Annotated in this window: 12 protein-coding genes; 5 read left to right on the forward strand and 7 right to left on the reverse strand. The window is 57.2% G+C overall.

Going from position 1 to position 15,128, the window contains the following annotated elements:
* Positions 1 to 86: 86 nt before the first annotated feature.
* Positions 87 to 1,058, reverse strand: coding sequence for a tetratricopeptide repeat protein (locus NY406_RS09575; RefSeq protein WP_260533956.1), 972 nt, complete (start codon positions 1,056 to 1,058; stop codon positions 87 to 89).
* Positions 1,059 to 1,520: 462 nt separating this feature from the next.
* On the opposite strand from NY406_RS09575, the gene NY406_RS09580 reads away from it, so the two are divergent.
* The 4 genes from NY406_RS09580 (at position 1,521) to NY406_RS09595 (ending at position 5,356) form a co-directional block, all read left to right on the forward strand.
* Entirely contained in the window at positions 1,521 to 2,003 is a 483-nt protein-coding gene (locus NY406_RS09580) for a septal ring lytic transglycosylase RlpA family protein (RefSeq protein WP_260533957.1), read from the forward strand.
* 655 nt (positions 2,004 to 2,658) lie between these two features.
* On the forward strand, positions 2,659 to 3,006 hold the full coding sequence (locus NY406_RS09585; RefSeq protein ID WP_411267107.1) for a c-type cytochrome: 348 nt from the start codon (positions 2,659 to 2,661) through the stop codon (positions 3,004 to 3,006).
* 16 nt (positions 3,007 to 3,022) lie between these two features.
* Positions 3,023 to 4,318, forward strand: a complete 1,296-nt coding sequence (locus NY406_RS09590) for an NAD(P)/FAD-dependent oxidoreductase (RefSeq protein ID WP_260533958.1) — start codon at positions 3,023 to 3,025, stop codon at positions 4,316 to 4,318.
* 345 nt (positions 4,319 to 4,663) lie between these two features.
* Positions 4,664 to 5,356 (forward strand): class I SAM-dependent methyltransferase, encoded by a 693-nt coding sequence (locus tag NY406_RS09595; RefSeq protein WP_260533959.1) that lies wholly within the window; start codon positions 4,664 to 4,666, stop codon positions 5,354 to 5,356.
* A gap of 31 nt (positions 5,357 to 5,387) precedes the next feature.
* Here the strand turns inward: NY406_RS09595 and NY406_RS09600 are convergent, their stop codons facing one another.
* The 3 genes from NY406_RS09600 to NY406_RS09610 form a co-directional block, all read right to left on the reverse strand.
* A complete protein-coding gene (locus NY406_RS09600; RefSeq protein ID WP_317618649.1) occupies positions 5,388 to 5,834 on the reverse strand; it encodes a CIA30 family protein in 447 nt (148 codons plus the stop codon).
* Between the two features lie 71 nt (positions 5,835 to 5,905).
* On the reverse strand, positions 5,906 to 7,327 hold the full coding sequence (mnmE, locus tag NY406_RS09605; RefSeq protein WP_260533960.1) for a tRNA uridine-5-carboxymethylaminomethyl(34) synthesis GTPase MnmE: 1,422 nt from the start codon (positions 7,325 to 7,327) through the stop codon (positions 5,906 to 5,908).
* A gap of 21 nt (positions 7,328 to 7,348) precedes the next feature.
* Positions 7,349 to 8,020, reverse strand: coding sequence for an SDR family oxidoreductase (locus tag NY406_RS09610; protein WP_260533961.1), 672 nt, complete (start codon positions 8,018 to 8,020; stop codon positions 7,349 to 7,351).
* Between the two features lie 94 nt (positions 8,021 to 8,114).
* Here NY406_RS09610 and mazG point away from each other — a divergent pair, with 94 nt between their 5' ends.
* On the forward strand, positions 8,115 to 8,933 hold the full coding sequence (gene mazG, locus NY406_RS09615) for a nucleoside triphosphate pyrophosphohydrolase (protein WP_260533962.1): 819 nt from the start codon (positions 8,115 to 8,117) through the stop codon (positions 8,931 to 8,933).
* 74 nt (positions 8,934 to 9,007) lie between these two features.
* Here the strand turns inward: mazG and NY406_RS09620 are convergent, their stop codons facing one another.
* The 3 genes from NY406_RS09620 to NY406_RS09630 all read right to left on the reverse strand — a co-directional run bounded on the left by NY406_RS09620 (position 9,008) and on the right by NY406_RS09630 (position 15,083).
* On the reverse strand, positions 9,008 to 9,649 hold the full coding sequence (locus NY406_RS09620; RefSeq protein WP_260533963.1) for an alpha/beta hydrolase: 642 nt from the start codon (positions 9,647 to 9,649) through the stop codon (positions 9,008 to 9,010).
* Between the two features lie 69 nt (positions 9,650 to 9,718).
* A complete protein-coding gene (gene treS / locus NY406_RS09625) occupies positions 9,719 to 13,045 on the reverse strand; it encodes a maltose alpha-D-glucosyltransferase (protein WP_260533964.1) in 3,327 nt (1,108 codons plus the stop codon).
* Between the two features lie 25 nt (positions 13,046 to 13,070).
* The gene (locus NY406_RS09630; protein ID WP_260533965.1) at positions 13,071 to 15,083 is read right to left on the reverse strand and encodes an alpha-1,4-glucan--maltose-1-phosphate maltosyltransferase; all 2,013 of its coding nucleotides are present in this window, start codon (positions 15,081 to 15,083) and stop codon (positions 13,071 to 13,073) included.
* Positions 15,084 to 15,128 lie beyond the last annotated feature (45 nt).

The following is a 15,128-nucleotide window of genomic DNA, read 5'->3' on the forward strand; positions in this document are numbered from 1 at the left end:
CGAACGACCTCATAAGCTTCTGATAATGCGAACCAAGGAATATACACATTCGCCTTCAATTGCAAACAAGCGCCACCCGGCACGGTTCAGGGCGGCGTGCCATCCGGGTTCATTATCTCCCTGAGCGCCTCGGCAGCCAAAGAATCGCCAAGCGCCGCAGCCCGCCGGAGGTCTTCAATCGCGCCCTGCCGGTCACCAGCGAGCTTCCGGACGACACCCCGATTGTACCAGCCCGCAGCATCTTGCGGAGACTTCGATATGACGAGGTTCAAGTCCTCCAGAGCCCCTTTATAGTCTCTCAGTGAAAGCCGAGCGAAAGCCCGGTTATTCCGCGCGACAAGCATGTCCGGATTGAGCACAAGAACCTTCGAGTAATCCTCGACGGCCTCTTTTGCATCTCCGAGGGAGACATGTGCATTGCCCAGGTTGTACCAGGCGACCTTGTAACGAGGATCGATCCGAACCGCCTCGCGGTAATCAGCGACCGCGCCTTGAAGCTCGCCAGAGAGATTTCTGGCGAGCCCGCGATTGTTGTACGCACCGGCAAGCAACGGATCAAGCGCTATGGCTCTGGTGAAATCGGCGATCGCAGGCGCATACGCCTTTATGGACATCCTGATCGTGCCTCGATTGTTATACAATTGAGCCATGTCCGGCCGGAGAGCTATCGCTCGTGACATGTCCGCGAGGGCTTCCGCATGTCTGCCAAGAGCCGCCAGGGCAAATCCGCGGTTATTGTATGCTCCGGATGAACGGGGATCGAGGCTTATGCTCCTGGTATAATCGGCAATCGCGCCTGTCAGGTCGCCAATTGAACCACGGGCAAGACCCCGGTTGTAAAAAGCATCTGCATTGCGGGGAGCCAGACGTATCGCGCGGCCGAAATGATCGATCGCCTCCTGATAATTCCCTTCAAGTCCCTTCCGGATGCCCTGATCGATTAATTCTTCAGCAGGTCCGGCGGCGGAAACAAACGGCATGGCCAACAGCAGATGCACCGCCATCAGAATAGCGCCGGTCACCCGTGTGACGGCAAGCCAAGTTCGTTTTTGTCCCACGTGCTGACTCTGCTGGATATGTTTGATCTGAACGCTCCCGATATCCTGACTCAACCGCAATAGAGGCTAAAAAGCTTCCCGCACCCGGCGACACACCCCGGATTGCGCAGGTCAGCAAGGTGAAAATGGACACATCATCGAAGCAGATACAACGCACAACCAGCACATTTCTCGCAGTTCTTTTACTCAAAACAGCGTTCGTTTCAAAACAGGAAATCAAACAGGGTAGCCATTTAAATGGCTTTATTATAAATATTTAAGAAAATATCAAAAACGATTATCTCGAGCTATCGGCATTCAGATCGACAGGATTTCGCACTTTAAAAACATTTTTATTATATTTTAAGTCAAGCATAAGTACTACGAAACAAAACAGCGCTCTACCAGAGACACTCAACATGACAAAACCAAAACCATACACAGCACCAGATCGAGTAGACGCGCTTTAAACATTATGCGATTATGAAAACACTTTTCACTCTGTACAGTCGCCTTGTATTGGCATTATCACTCTTCATATCAGCTTCTCCGTTCAACGCTTTTGCCAGCCAAAACGGAGCGATAACTCAATCCTCCTCGCAGAAAAACAGCTCATTCCGAAAAGCAGCAATAGAACTCACCGCCGCGAAGCCTCAGGACAACGGCAACAGGTTTATGGTCGCCGTTGGAAAAGCCTCCTATTACGCCAACAGATTCCACGGCCAGACAACGGCAAACGGCGAGACGTTTGACATGAAAGAATTCACTGCCGCACACCGCTCTCTTCCGTTTGGAACTATCGTCAGGGTAACTAACCTCAACAACGGAAAAATGGTCTTCGTAAAGATCAACGATCGGGGGCCCTATATCAAAAACAGAATCATCGACCTCTCGAAAGCTGCAGCAAAACAGCTCGATCTCGTGGACAGTGGCGTCGGCAGAGTCAAAATAGAAGCGTACAACTGACCTGCACGGTTGAAAACCACTCAGCCCCCTGTTCATTTCGGAACAAGGGGGCTTGAGAAAACATCCGCAGTATTCATGGCCCAGCCACAACACCTCCATTCCAAGCAGACAGCATCAGCCAGAAAATCACGATATCGAACCACAAAGCCTCTTTGCAGAGAAGCAAAGTTCATGACCTCCAAACCCATGGCCTAAAAGCCATTATGGCACCGATAGTACCTGTTGCTAAACACAATTGCTGCGTTGGGTGGTGCTCGAAATCCTCATGACCCCTGTATTCACTTTGGGCTCTGCGCCCCCTGCGCCTTGCATTCGGGCCGCTCATGACACTTTTCAGAAGTGCCCTCGCCTAACACAAAGAGATGTAACTATATGAATGAATAGTCATTTCGCTTGCATCATAATGCCCCCACCTTATATTAACAATTGTTTTTGAGACCAACTGAGTCAGCGTCTTTTTATTGCCGGCCTCTGCCAGTTATCAAGAGATCCCCTTTGTCTGCCAAGGCTTTCAGCACATTTTCAGATAGTTGCCACCCATCTTTATTCGCCAGTTTTACCCTATTTCAATCCAGTTCATGCAATGTAAATAAGGAGAACCCGTTATGCCTCCAAAAAAGAACGTAATGCTGGGCCTGGTGTTCGCCGTAATGCCATTGTTTCATGCCAGCAGTACGGTGATGGCGGCCGATGCGCCAGCGTCGGCTACGGTTGCCGCCCGGCCCCGACTCAAGCTCCAGCTATGGATCCCGCCAAGATGCGTGAACGCGGCCGGATACTGGCACTTTCTTGCTCCGGATGTCATGGCACCGATGGTAAAAGCTCAAGTATCATGCCTTCGATTTACGGCAAGACCACAGGTTATATCGAATCTGCTTTGCTTGATTTCAAGTCCGGTGCCCGAGTGTCTACCGTAATGGGCAGGCATGCCAAAGGGTACACGCCAGAAGAGATTCACCTGATTGCCGAGTATTTCGGAAATCTGTCGAAAAAGAAAAATTAACCGGAGGAAAAGGGTCATGAGTATTTCAAGGCGTGATTTCAACAAACTGCTTGTATCAGGCGTCGCCGGTTCGGCATTCGGACTTTTCGGTATGAGCGGTAATGCTTTTGCGGCTGGAGGATCGAAAAAACATGTGGTCGTCGTCGGCGGCGGATTTGGCGGCGCAGCTACGGCCAAATATCTCAGAAAGCTCGATCCGTCAATTTCCGTGACGCTGATCGAGCAGAAGCTTTCCTACGTTACCTGCCCGTTCAGCAACTGGGTGCTTGGTGGGTTGAAAACCATGAAGGATATCACTCACACCTACACGGCTCTCCGTACCAAACATGGCGTAAATGTCATTGCCGACAGGGTCGTTTCTGTCGATGCTGCAAAAGGCACAGTCAAGCTTGCGGGCGGCCGGGTTATCGGATATGATCGTCTCGTCGTCTCTCCCGGTATCGATTTCAAGTATGACGCCATTCCGGGATACAGCCAGAAAATCGCCGAATCGAAAATGCCTCATGCCTGGCAGGCTGGCCCACAGACGATTCTCCTGCATCGCCAGCTTCAGACGATGAAAAATGGTGGCACCGTCGTCATCTGCCCGCCGGACAATCCGTTCCGCTGCCCTCCCGGCCCATACGAGCGCGCCAGCCTCGTCGCTCACTACCTGAAGAAGCACAAGCCAAAATCGAAGGTCATCATTCTCGACGCCAAGGAGAAGTTCTCCAAGCAGGGACTGTTCAACAAAGGATGGGATCGGCTCTATCCGGGCATGATCGAATGGCGAAGCTCGACGGGCGGCGGCAAGGTTCTTGGAATCGATGCCAAAACCATGACGATTGAAACTGATCTCGGCGCGGTAAAGGGTGACGTCATCAACGTCATCCCGGCGCAGAAAGCAGGCAAAATCGCTTTCGAGGCAGGGCTTACCAATGAAAAAGGGTGGTGCCCGGTCAAGCCCTCATCCTTCGAATCGACGATTCACCAGGGAATTCACGTCATCGGCGACGCCTGTATCGCCGGCGCCATGCCGAAATCCGGCTTCGCGGCCAGCAGCCAGGGCAAGGTTGCTGCGGCGGCAATCGTCAATATGTTTCGCGGCAAGGAACCGGCTCCGCCGTCTCTGGTCAACACCTGCTACAGTCTGATCGGGCCGGAATACGGCATTTCCGTGGCAGGCGTCTACGAGTTCGCCGCGACTGGCATTATCGAAATTCCGGGATCGGGAGGACTGACGCCAGCCGATGCAAGCGACGACCAGTTGGCGCAGGAGGCGATGTTCGCCGAGGGCTGGTACACCAATATCAGCAAGGATATCTGGGGATAAACCATTGGACAGCCGCGGAGTAACGGCTGTCAACCATCAAGTGCGATACCCTCAAGCACAAGACAACTCCTGATTGCCGTAAGCGCTAATAGATACACCCGTTGGCGCTACGGCAATCAGCGTGTGTTTTTTGATGAAAACCCGCAAAAATGATTCTGACCGCGCCAAACTTGATCCCCTTCATACACATCAAGAAACGCTGCTGAAAATGTGTTCCGTCCTGTCTTGATCTTTCAAGAAGCTCTTTGGACAGTCTAATGAAGCTATCTGAGTGTTCAATACGCTACATTTTTGTACATTGCATCTCAAGTCGCAATACTCGCCGATTTTCCCTATGAAGTATTCATGAGTGCAGACCCGATCACGATCTTCCGCAAAACCTGGGGCGCCTACCAGAAAGTCATCAGCCATAACCTCATGTTTCACCGGGAAATCGCGACGGCGGTGGCAACACTTTTCGAGAGCCGCCCCGGCCCGCTGCACCTCATCGACCTCGGCTGTGGTGACGCCTCGCACATCGTGAAGCTCTTCAAACCCGGTCAGCTCGAAGAATACTGCGGATGCGACCTCTCGCAATTTGCCCTCGACAAAGCCCGCAAAAACCTCGAACCGTTCGGCGCCGCCGTCAACCTGTGCTCCAAGGACATGCTCTCCGCATTGCGCGAAGCGCCCGAAAGCCATTACGACATCGTCTATTCGAGCTACGCTCTGCACCACCCGCCCGCTGAAAGCAAGCAGGCTGTCTTCAGCGAATGCCGCCACGTTCTTCGAGACAACGGCTGCATAATTCTTGTTGATGTGATGCGCGACGAAGGGCAGGCGCGGCAGGAGTACCTCTACAGCTACAACAAAACCGTGCGGACGCAGTGGGAGGCGCTCACACCCGACGAACGCAACCAGGTACAGGAACACATCCGGAGCTGCGATTTCCCCGAAACGGCCTCAACGCTCGAACAGCTTGCCCGAAACGCAGGATTTTCAAAATGCCAAAGGCTGGAAAAACAGACCTGGCACGAAGCGTGGTGCTACGAGGTGTGAGATAAAACGAGAAGCATCACAAATCATCAACTCAATACGCCTCGACCCAGTCGACCTCCAGCCGGAATGCCCCCTCCTGCCTGGCGGAAATGAGCAAACCGATCTGGACAATGTGGGCGCTATCGAGCGGCGGAACATCAGCAAGCGTTCTGCCCCGAAATGACGGAATGAAGCCTGCAAAAGGAAGGTCGATCTCCATCCACTTGTCCGGCACGGTCTCGAAATCGTATTTATAAACTATGCCGTCGAACCGGTCATCGTTCCTCGCCCTGAAGCTGTAGCGCTTGCCATCTCCTTTCACCCTGATCCGAAACCCGTCGAAATCTGCATAATTCCGCTGCGCAAGCACTGTCCGCACCGAAGCAAAGCCACCGGAGTTTTCGAGCGACAGATTCCCGGCGAACACAGCGATTCCGTCCGGAGTCAACTGCATCGCGCTGTCCGATACTCCGCCCATGACGACATCATCGACATTCATCCAGTGCAGGCACGTGGTTTTGAAATCACAAACAAGCATAATCATTACAATAAGTTGGAATCGTTCTCTTTCTATTTCCCGATACAAAACTTGTCGAAGATCGTATTCAGCACCTCTTCGTTCACCACCTTTCCGGTGATTTCACCGACGTAATCGAGGGCGGCCCGAAGTTCGAAGGCGATGAGCTCGGTTTCGGACTCGTGGGCGATCAGTTCGAGGGCGTTTTGCAGGGCTTCGGAGGCGTTGCGCAGGGCTTCGTAGTGGCGGAGGCTGGTGACGAGTACGCTCGCTTCGTGCAGTTTATCGAGGTTTTTGACGAGATCGCCCATGTGCTGCTTGAGCGTGTCGATGCCCTCGCTCTTGAGCGCGGAGATACCGATCACTTCCGTGCCGGTGCCCGCCGCGATGGTCTGGATGCGGGCGTCGGCGTTTTCGGCCCGGTCGAGCTTGTTGGCGACAGTGAGGAACTTCGCTTCGGGATGTGCGGCCTTCAGCTCACAGATTTCGGCAAGCTCCTCGTCGAGCCGCTCTGTGCCGAGGTCAAGCAGGTAGAGAATCAGGTCGGCTTCGGCCATCTTCATGCGGCTGCGACGGATGCCTTCGTGCTCGACCTCTTCGCCCGCTTCGCGCAGTCCGGCGGTGTCGGTGAGGCGGAACATCGTCTTGTCGTGGATGAAACACTCCTCGATGTAGTCGCGCGTCGTGCCGGGCATGTGGCTGACGATGGCGCGTTCCTGGCCGAGTAACGTGTTAAGCAGCGTGGACTTACCGGCATTCGGTCTGCCCGCGATGACCGTCGAGACCCCTTCGCTGACGAGCCGTCCGTGCTGGTAAGAGCCGATGAGCCGGTTCACTTCGCCACGGAGCGTTTCGATCTGCGCGGTCAGTTCAGCGCGACTCTGGAACTCGACATCCTCTTCGCTGAAATCCAGTTCGAGTTCGATGAGCGCGCATGACCGGATGAGGTGCTCGCGCAGTTCGCCAAGCTTCTTCGAGAGGTCGCCCTTCATCTGGCTGACCGCCGTGCGGTAGGCCGATTCGGTGCGGGCGTGAATCATTTCGCCGATCGCTTCGGCCTGCAACAGGTCGATGCGTCCGTTGAGGAAGGCGCGGCGTGTGAACTCGCCCGGCTCGGCGAGACGGCAACCGTTGTCGAGCATCAGCCGCAGCACACGCCCCACCACCACCGGGCCGCCGTGGCAGGTGAACTCCACCATCTCCTCGGCGGTGAAGGAGCGCGGCGCGCGGAAAACCAGCGCGATCACCTCGTCCACCATCTCCTCGCCGTCGTAGAGCCGCCCGAAGTGCGCAGTGAATCCGGCGGCATCGGCAAGCTTTTCGCTTCCGTGCGCCTTGCGGAACACACGGTCGGCGATGGCGAGCACCCCCGCGCCGCTGATGCGCACGATAGCGAGCGCTCCGACGCCGACCGGCGTAGCAATGGCGGCGATGGGGTGGCCTGGAACGGGAATGCGAAGATCGGAAGATGACATAAGTCGATATGAAATTATGATTTACAATGGCCGAACGGTCATTTCGTCGGGAAGCATACCGTCGGGCAACTGGACGAGCGAGACAATGAGGTGGGCGATTTCATCCGGCTGCAGATGCTTTTTCGGTTCGATACCGGCGTGGTCGAAAAACTCCGTCATGATCGAGACGGGGTTGAGGCACGCCACGCGGATGCCGAAGCCTCGCAGCTCCTCCATGAGCGATTCGGAGAAGCCGTTGACCGCGAATTTGGAGGCGCAGTAGGCCGTGCCGCCCTTGATGCCGCGCTTGCCCGCCACCGAGCCGATGTTGACGATCATGCCGCGCCCAGCGGCTTTCATCGAGGGCACCACCTTGCGGGTGCAGAGAAACATGGCTGTGAGGTTGGTGTCAATCAGCTTTCGCCACTCCGCCGTGTCAATGGATTCGATGTCGCGGAAAAAGCCGAATCCGGCGTTGTTGACCAGCAGATCGACGCACCCACGCTCGGTGAAAATCGCCTCGAACGCACGATCGATCTCCGACTCGATGGTCACGTCGGTCGGCAACCAGCGGAATCGTTCGTGATCGAGCGTCGTTTCGCGTCGGCTGAGGCCGAAAACCGAAGCCCCGGCGTCGAGCAGGGCGCGACAGGTGGCAAGCCCGATTCCCGAACTCGATCCGGTCACGACAGCGATTGTTCCTGCAAGTTCCATCTGATGGTGATTTTACTGGTTCATCTCTCTCAATAGTACGGATTCTGCACGCGAAATAGTAACTTTGGGCACATTGCAACAAGTCCCCGATATCATGACGCACAAAGAACAGCAATCCATCGAAGCCCTCAAGAAGTCTATTCTCAACCTTAAAGCCGTCACGCCTGCCGAACATTTCGAGCGGGTGGTGAACCTTGTGCAGGTGCTTCGCACGGAGTGTCCGTGGGACCGCAAGCAGACGCCAGAGTCGCTCGCCCATCTGTTGCTCGAAGAGAGCTACGAGCTGGTGCACGCTATCGACACCGGCGACGATCCTGAGCTGAAAAAGGAGCTGGGCGACCTGTTCCTGCACGTCTGCTTTCAGGTATTGCTGGCCGATGAGGCAGGCAAGTTCTCATTCGTCGATGTCTTCGAGGCGCTCTGCCACAAGCTCATCAGCCGCCATCCGCATGTGTTTGGCGACGTGAAAGCCGAGACCGAGCAGGATGTACTCGGCAACTGGGAAAACCTCAAGATGAAGGAGGGGCGCAAGAGCCTGCTCGACGGCGTGCCGAAGGCGATGTCGGAATTGCTCCGAGCCTACCGGGTGCAGAAAAAAGTGGCGGGCGTCGGTTTCGACTGGCCAAGCGACGAAGGAGTGCTCGACAAGCTCACGGAGGAGATCGGCGAGTTGCGCAAAGCAACGGACAAACAGGAACGCGAGGAGGAGTTTGGCGATCTGCTCTTCACCATCGTCAACTACAGCCGCTTCATCGACACGAACCCCGAAGACTCCCTGCGCAAGGCGACCAACAAGTTCATGGATCGGTTCCGCAAGGTCGAGGAGGCGGTGCAGGCGTCAGGAAAAAGCTGGCAGGAGTTCTCGGCTGAAGAGCTGGACGCGCTCTGGAACGAAGCGAAAAAACAGAGTTGATCGATCACCATTTATATCCTTGCACATCTGGAACCTCACTCCCTGATTTGTAAGGATAACCATCTTTCCTGCGCTCACCCGACCCCAGCCAGAAACCGCCCCGCTGCATCGAAATACTCAGCCGTCGGCCCGTGCCCTCCCCGAAATTGGCTCACCATCGGCTCAATCCCCGCCCCTCGCAACCGGATAACATCTGAGTCGAAATGTTTCTGCGTGTAGATTTGGTCACGCTCACCCCGACTGAGATACACGGTGCGCATTCGCCCGAGACCGTCGAGTTCCGGCGGGATGTCGCCGCCGAGGAGCATCACACCTGCGACCGTATGGCGCCCAAGCACGGCGGCACGGCAGGCCATGCCTGCGCCTTGCGAAAAGCCGTGCAGCACCAGACGGCCATCGTGCGGCAACTTCTCCATGACCTTGCGGATAACTGCATCAACGTAACGCTCGTTTTCGGCGATGCGCAACTCCCTGTTGCGGCGAGTCATCCAGCTCGAACCGGGCTGGCCTTTCGAGTTGATGAACGGATGCAGCGCCTCTATCGACAAGCGGATCCATCTGTCCGAACCGGGAATATTCCGAAGCAACTCAAGCTCGTCTTCGGTGGTCTGGCCGTAGCCGTGAAATCCGGCGAGCAGCGGAAACGGGCCGCTGCCATCCGGCGATTCAACCAGATAGCGACCGCTGACCCTGGTTTTGAGATGGTGTTCATTCATGGAATCGCATGGCAAAAAAACCTGTCTCGCGTTTGCAAGCGCGAGACAGGCTTGAAGAGTGCGGATGGGTCAGTTACGGATGAGGCGGAGGATGCCGTTCATCGGAATCGGCAGCCACTCGGGGCGATTGTTCAGTTCGTAATTTAACTCGTAGATCGCCTTGTTCATCAGGTAGCTACGCAAAAGCAGGTCACGCTGGCGCGGCTCTTTGGGAATCAGACCCGAACCTTCGGTTTGCTGTGTATAGACATCGATGAAGTGCTGACCGACATAGTAGCTCCAAAGCTCGGCCCACGGTTCGAGCGCCTTGCGATCTTCAGGCCGGATAGCCTGGTTCTGCATCAGCACATTGAAGGCCGCGTAGTCGAACGAGCGCAGCATACCAGCGAGGTCTCGATAGACCGAGCGCTTGATCTTGCGCTCCGAGAGCGAGCGGGCCGGTTCGCCCTCGAAGTCGAGAATCACGAAGTCGTTGCCGGTGTAGAGCACCTGGCCGAGGTGGTAGTCACCGTGAATCCTGATTTTAACCGTGTCGATCTTCTCCTGGCGGATGGGTTCGAACTGTTCGAGAATCTTCTTTTCTCTGGCGAGCAGCTCGTTGGCAAGCGGGCGAGCCTCCTTCGGCACGGACTTCATCGATTCGCGCAGGAAAATCGTACCACGCTTGACCTGGTCGGTCATCGCCTGGTAGATCGAGCGCTGGTAGAGCGTCGTGAAGGGTTCGGGCGCGAAGGCCGAATCGGTGGCGATCGAGCCAAGCGCGATGTGCATCTCCGCCGTGCGTTCGGCGAGCTTGCCAGCCATGTGAAGGTAGAACTCACCGATCAGCTCGCGCATAAGCGCCGGGAGTTCGTGAGTCGCCGACGAGAGCGAAGGCATCACGGGCGGCTGAAGCCCCTGCGCGCGGTGCGAGAGCACGTTTTCGAAATAGCGCTGCACATGGTCGAGGCTCAATCGCCAGCCGTCGGACTCGTTCGGAACGAAATTCTGGAGAATGCCAAGCGAGCAGCGCTCCCGATGGCTCTTGCCGTAATCGAACGAGCCGAGATAGACCGGAATGTTGCGGTAAGCGGTGTGATCGGTCAGCACGCGGGAGATTTCGATCTCGGGCGCCGTGCCGTTGTCGATCTTGCGATAGAGCTTCAGGCAGAGTTGCTCGCCGTAGCGGATCGAGGTGTTGCTCTGCTCCAGCCCCATCAGGTGCGAGGCAGGCAGCGCCTCTCCGGCCTTCGCCGCAAAGCAGGTTTCGAGCATCTTGCCAGCATCCGCGGTGATCTTGCCAGCAGCGCCGGACCAGGTCTCTTTGTGCAGGATAAGGTCGAGCAGCCTTGAACGAAAGGTCTCGTCGGCTGAAGCGTCGATGAGGAACCCTTCAAGACCATCAAGCTCAACCCTTGCTATGGCATGACGGTAAAACGACTCATCCGCAAGGTTACCGCGCTCCAGCGGCACGAAGGTCAGCGGAAGCTGGTAGCGCTCGTTCTCGCCGCTCGGGTAGTGCACCTCGGTGATGGCAAAGGCGGTGTTGCTCATCTCGGCGACCGGCACGGTGTCGTTCACCCGGATGCGGATGATGTTCCGCGCCTTGCCGCCGAACCAGCGGGCGCTCTTGTAGTAGGGCGGCAGGAGCGCCGTTTCGAGCTTGTCGAGGTTGCGTCCGACGAAAAGCTCCGGCCAGCTCGCAGCGCGAAGAGCGGCCTTTTCGAGCAGGGCGCACCGGTCGGCAGGCGCCTCCTCGCGAATCAGGCGCAGCCAGAAATAGCCATATGGGCCAAGCGCAACCATGTATGGCTCCTTGCGCACTCTCGGGAAGCGGTTCATACTGAAGATCTCCTCCGGCACGCACCCTTCGTAAGCGGCAAGATCGACGTTGACCGCTTGTGCGTTGCGGGACAGGTTGATCACGGTGAGGATGGTTTCATCTTCGTACGACCGGATGAACATCAGCACCTTGGGGTTGCTGGCGTTGAGGAACTCGATGGTACCGCGGCTGAACGCCTGGAAGCGGCGGGCCGTGGCGATGGTGTGGCGCATCCACCAGAGCAGCGAGTTGGGATTCGACTCCTGCACCTCGACGTTGACCGCCTCGTAGTGGTACTCGGGATCGATGATCACCGGCAAGAGCAGCTTCTGCGGATTGGCGCGCGAGAAGCCTGCGTTGCGGTCGGCGTTCCACTGCATCGGCGTGCGCACGCCGTCGCGGTCGCCGAGGTAGTAGTTGTCTCCCATGCCGATTTCGTCGCCGTAGTAGAGCACCGGCGTACCGGGCAGGGAGAGCAGCATGATGTTCATCAGCTCGATGCGGCGGCGGTCGTTGGACATCAGCGGCGCGAGGCGGCGGCGAATGCCGAGGTTGATGCGCGCCCGCTGGTCGTGGGCGTAGATGCGGCGCATGTAGTCGCGCTCCTCGTCAGTCACCATTTCAAGCGTCAACTCGTCGTGGTTGCGCAGGAACGACGCCCACTGGCAGCTCTCCGGAATCTCCGGCGTCTGGGCGAGAATGTCGATGATCGGAAAGCGATCCTCGGTGGCCAGCGCCATATACATGCGTGGCATGAGCGGGAAATGGAAGTTCATGTGGCACATGTCCCCCTTGCCGAGATAGGCGGCGGAGTCCTCCGGCCACTGGTTCGCCTCGGCGAGCAGCATCCGGTTGGGATAATGCTCGTCCACATAAGAGCGCAGCTTGCGCAGGAACTCAAAAGTGTGCGGCAGGTTCTCGCAATTGGTGCCTTCAGCCTCGTAGAGGTAGGGCACGGCATCGAGACGAAGACCGTCCACGCCCATGCCGAGCCAGAAGTCGAGCACGTCGAAGAGCGCCTGGTGCACGGCGGGATTTTCGAAGTTCAGATCGGGCTGGTGATGGAAAAAGCGGTGCCAGTAGTACTGCCCGGCCACCGGATCCCAGGTCCAGTTCGAAGCCTCGTAATCCTGGAAGATGATGCGCGTCTCGCCGTATTTCGTCGGGTCATCGCTCCAGACGTAGAAGTCGCGCTCCGGTGAGCCTTTCGGCGCCTTGCGGGCCTTCTTGAACCACTCGTGCTGGTCGGAGGTGTGGTTCACCACCAGTTCGGTGATCACCTTGATGCCGCGCCGGTGCGCCTCTTCGAGGAACTCGCAGAAATCGTCAATGGTGCCGTAATCGGGGTTAACCGAGGTGTAATCGGCTATATCGTAACCGTCGTCACGCAACGGCGAGGGGTAGAAGGGCAGAATCCAGATGGCTGTCACCCCGAGGCTTTCGAGATAACCGAGGCGGCTCGTCAGGCCGCGGAAATCACCGATGCCGTCGTTGTTGCTGTCACAGAAGGTTTTGACGTGCAGTTCGTAAATGATGGCGTCCTTGTACCAGAGATGCTCTGGCTGATAGCTTTTTACAGCTTTACGTGTTGGCATTGGTGGTTGCGAATAGTGCGTTTGGTTATAAAGGCAAATTGACCCTGAAAATATGTGCTGGCATGATGTGCGGATTCAGTTCGACGTAGTTCCACTCGCCGTTCCACTCGTAGGTGCGGCCAGAAATCAGGTCTTCGACTGTGAATCGCTCGGTGTGCGGGCGTCCGAACTTTTCGAGCGGGAAGCGCAGCCAGCCGCCGCGCGTGTTGTGGTCGTCAAGCGTGACCACCGTGAGAATGATGTTCGCACCATCGGACGAGCACTTCACGTAGCCCATGAGCTGATCGTGTTCCTGACCTTGCGACACATCGATCTTCACGAAGGTGATGTCGTTGGTCTGCTGAAGCGCCGGATTGTTGTGGCGAATGCGGTTGACCATCGCGATTTCGGAACGGATGTTGCCGGGCCGGTCGAGATCCCACTGCTTGATTTCGTACTTCTCCGAATCGATGTACTCCTCCTTGCCGGGATAGGGTACGTTCTCGCACAGCTCGTAGGCCGGACCGTACATACCGTAGTTCGACGAAAGCGTCGCGGCGAGGATGAAGCGGATGATGAACTTCGCCCGGCTGCCACCCTGCAACTCCTCGTGCAGGATGTCGGGCGTGTTGGGCCAGAAGTTCGGGCGCATGTACTCACGCAGCTCGGTCTGGGTCAACTCGGTGAGGTATTCCTGCAACTCATGCTTGGTGTTGCGCCAGGTGAAGTAGGTGTACGAATGGGTGTAGCCGCCTTTTGCAAGACGCGCCATCAGCTTTGGCCGGGTGAAGGCCTCGGCGAGAAACATCGTCTCGGGGTGCTCTTCGCGGATCGAGCCGAGCGCCCACTCCCAGAAGCCGAACGCCTTGGTGTGCGGATTGTCCACGCGGAAAATCTTGACGCCCTTGCCGATCCAGAAGAGGAATACGTCGCGCAGCGCGATCCAGAGATTCTGCCAGTCCTCGGACTCGAAGTCGATGGGCAGAATATCCTCGTAGCGCTTCGGGGGATTCTCGGCGAACTGCACCGTCCCGTCGGGACGCCAGCGAAACCACTGCGGATGCTCCTTCACCCACGGATGGTCGGGCGAGCACTGGAAGGCGATGTCGAGCGCCACCGAAATGCTGTGCTTCTCCGCCTCCTGCACGAAGGCCTCGAAATCCGCCATCGTGCCGAGTTCGGGATGCACCGAAGTGTGGCCGCCGTCCGCGCCGCCAATTGCCCAGCAACTTCCCGGATCCTCCGGCCCGGCCACCAGCGCGTTGTTCTTTCCCTTGCGCTTGGTCACGCCGATGGGGTGAATCGGCGGCAGGTAGATCACGTCGAAGCCCATCAGAGCGATGCGCGGCAAGAGATTCATGCAGTCGCGGAAGGTTCCGTGTTTGCCCGGCTCCTCCGACCACGAGCGGGGAAAGAGTTCGTACCAGGTGCTGAACCCGGCCTTTTTCTGGTCGATCTGGAGGAGGAGAATCTTTTCATAGAGGGTTACCATCGCTTTTTCGGGGGCGCGCCGCATGGCCGCCGCCAGTCCTTCGCTCAGCGCCGCTTCGACTGCCGCCTCGCTCGCGCCGACCGTGAGCAGGCCGACGTAGTGATGCAGCGTGCCCGCATCATCGTCCGCCGCGCGAGCCGCGCCAAGTTCGACGAGCGTCGCACCGATGCGCAGGTCGAGCGACACATCCTGCCCCGCGTCAAGCTTCTTCTGCAACCCCGTCCGCCAGGTCTCGAAATGATCGACCCAGCCCTGCACGGTATATTCATACATCCCAGGCTTGCCCACCTCGAACGACGCCGTCCAGCGGTCGTTGCCGAGGTGTGTCATCGGAACCACGCTCCACGCCGTCTCGCCTTTCAAACGGTACAGCAGCTCGGCGACAATGGTATCCGCGCCATCGGTAAAAATATCGGCCTCGACCGTCATCCGGTCGCCCTCGGTTCTCTTGACGGGAAAACGCCCGCCGTCGATTTCAGGAAAAACGCGGTCGATCACGACCCTCCGGCGTCCGTCGAAGGGACGATCCTGCCGAATCGGGGCAGGTAGCGCAAACTCTTGTTTCATAATCTTTTATGAGTGGAACTTCAGACCGCGCCTCCGGGAACCGGC

It is taken from the genome of Chlorobaculum sp. MV4-Y (genome assembly GCF_025244685.1).
Classification (GTDB): domain Bacteria; phylum Bacteroidota; class Chlorobiia; order Chlorobiales; family Chlorobiaceae; genus Chlorobaculum.

Coding starts and splice junctions, on each gene's coding strand:
- NY406_RS09580 (WP_260533957.1), top strand. CDS start 1,521: ATGAAAACACTTTTCACTCTGTACAGTCGCCTTGTATTGGCATTATCA.
- NY406_RS09590 (WP_260533958.1), top strand. CDS start 3,023: ATGAGTATTTCAAGGCGTGATTTCAACAAACTGCTTGTATCAGGCGTC.
- NY406_RS09595 (WP_260533959.1), top strand. CDS start 4,664: ATGAGTGCAGACCCGATCACGATCTTCCGCAAAACCTGGGGCGCCTAC.
- NY406_RS09600 (WP_317618649.1), bottom strand. CDS start 5,834: ATGAATGTCGATGATGTCGTCATGGGCGGAGTATCGGACAGCGCGATG.
- mnmE (WP_260533960.1), bottom strand. CDS start 7,327: ATGTCATCTTCCGATCTTCGCATTCCCGTTCCAGGCCACCCCATCGCC.
- NY406_RS09610 (WP_260533961.1), bottom strand. CDS start 8,020: ATGGAACTTGCAGGAACAATCGCTGTCGTGACCGGATCGAGTTCGGGA.
- mazG (WP_260533962.1), top strand. CDS start 8,115: ATGACGCACAAAGAACAGCAATCCATCGAAGCCCTCAAGAAGTCTATT.
- NY406_RS09620 (WP_260533963.1), bottom strand. CDS start 9,649: ATGAATGAACACCATCTCAAAACCAGGGTCAGCGGTCGCTATCTGGTT.
- treS (WP_260533964.1), bottom strand. CDS start 13,045: ATGCCAACACGTAAAGCTGTAAAAAGCTATCAGCCAGAGCATCTCTGG.
- NY406_RS09630 (WP_260533965.1), bottom strand. CDS start 15,083: ATGAAACAAGAGTTTGCGCTACCTGCCCCGATTCGGCAGGATCGTCCC.